Annotated in this window: 1 protein-coding gene; it reads left to right on the plus strand. The window is 34.2% G+C overall.

From position 1 onward, the window contains the following. Positions 1-199 precede the first annotated feature (199 nt). Positions 200-1,765 carry a hypothetical protein gene (locus AB1349_13925; protein MEW6558424.1) on the plus strand — a complete coding sequence of 522 codons (1,566 nt, stop codon included), beginning with the start codon at positions 200-202 and terminating at the stop codon, positions 1,763-1,765. The last annotated feature ends 316 nt before the right edge of the window (positions 1,766-2,081 follow it).

Below are 2,081 nucleotides of genomic sequence, written 5' to 3' on the forward strand. Positions count from 1 at the left end.
GGAGCATTCTCAAAAAATACAAGTCCGTATGAATTTTACATGAAATATTTTCTGAGAATCAAAATAAATCCATTCTCCAGGTGAAAATTTTAACTCTCAAAAAATCAAAATCGAGATAAAAGTTCAATAAAAATGATAAAAATCCCTTCTTTACAAAAAAGAAAGATACCTCCATATATAGGAATGGAGGTGATAAATAATGTTAATCAAGGATTATCTGAAAAACAACCCTGATAACATCCAAAAACTAAATTCATATTCGGAAGAAGTTCTTATTTTCCTTGAATTAAATCTAAAACCTGTAGAAAAAATTTTAAACTCCCTTTATGCCGAGAAAAGCAGAGGACGTCCACACAAAGATCCGGTAAAAATCTTTCGTTCATTATTACTAATGACAGCACTAAATGAAACAGGCATAACGGAATTTTCCAAAAGACTGAAAAGAGAAGAAATTCTCGCCGTATTATGTCAATGGGAACCAGATGATACCCCATCAACAGGAACATTTTATAACTTTATTTACCGTCTCCAGGATGGCCCATATAAGAAACCCTGTTGTCATATAGAAAAACCCAGTCAATCTGATAAAGGCACACACAGAAGAAACCTCAGGAACGAAAAACTACAAAAGGCAGAAAAAGAAAAACAGCAGCAGGACTATGATGAAAACGACCTGGTAACAGATAAACTGACAAAATTTCTCCTGAAACATACTGATGAAGCAAGACAGGAAGACCTGCTCAAAAGACTTGAAGATATTTTTATGTCAATAGCAATAAAACCATCTTATGAAAAAGGGCTACTTGGAGATATAGAAAAACTTGATGTATCAGGAGATGGTTCCTGTATAAAAAGCGGAGCAAATGAAAATGGTAAACCAACCTGTAGATGTTTCAGACAGGGTATTAAGAAATGTGGCTGTGACAGACTCTACAAAGACCCTGATGCAGATTGGGGATATGACTCTTATAACGAGCGTTTCTATTTTGGTGATAAATTTTATCAAATCTGCAACTTTGCCTCAAAACATAATTTACCGCTCCATATCTTTATAGGCCCTGCTTCGGAAACTGACTATACACTTTCTCTTAAATCCTTTGATAGAATGCTCAAACTGTTTAAAGAACATGATTTCCCTGCAATTATTACAGGAGCCAGTTTTGATAAAGGTCATGACGCTATGGGAATTTATGATTATTTCTTTCAGAAAAATATACCTGTAGCTATTCCTTTAAATAAAAGAGGAGAAAAAGTTACTATAAGAGGTATTAAATTTTCTGAAAATGGAGTGCCTATCTGTAAAGGCGGACTTCCCATGAGATATCACGGCTATAATCCGCGTAAGAAAAGACATCTCTATTGCTGTCCTGTAAAAAAAGCTGCTCAGAGAGATAATAAACGTATTTATATTGCCTATCCCGAAGAATGTCCTCTCAAGGTTCTGTGCGAACCTGATACGGTCTTATCTCCCACTGTTCATGTTTCTATTAAAAGCAACCTCAGAATTTTTCCTGTTATACCGAGAGACTCTAAACGATACAAAGAACTTTATAAAGAAAGAACTGCAACGGAACGCTCCAATTCTGCCAAAAAGTTTGCTTATCCTCTTGAAAGGGCACTATGTAAATCAAGGGCTCACAGGATTATACGGTTATATCTTATTTCTATTATTGAACATAAGAAAGCTATATATAAAGAAGAAACTAAAGGTCTCACTAAAGAGCAGATTTTAGAGTTAATTCTCAAAAAAATCGAAATGCAGTAAGGCCTTTACTGAGATTAGAACTTAATATTTTTGAGAGATTGATGTAACGGGATAACTTTGTCTTTTTTCAGGGACAGAATTTTTTCTTCAAGTTTTTACATCTGACTGGCAACTTTTTACTTCACATATTTTACATTATCATATGTTTTATTTTTAATTTTTACTAAACTTTTTCAAAACCCTTTATCTATGCCACTCTCAATTTATTTATCTGAGAGTGCTCTCATCGGGTCAACGATTCTGAGATATAGTGGAATATATTTCGCCAGAAAGTAAGTTGCAAGGTCATAATCCCCTTTTCATCGGGTCAACGATT

Source organism: Elusimicrobiota bacterium, assembly GCA_040757695.1.
GTDB lineage: Bacteria > Elusimicrobiota > UBA8919 > UBA8919 > UBA8919 > JBFLWK01.

What these genes read in the sequence shown, in the direction of transcription:
- AB1349_13925 (MEW6558424.1), top strand. Translation starts at nt 200, where the DNA reads ATGTTAATCAAGGATTATCTGAAAAACAACCCTGATAACATCCAAAAA.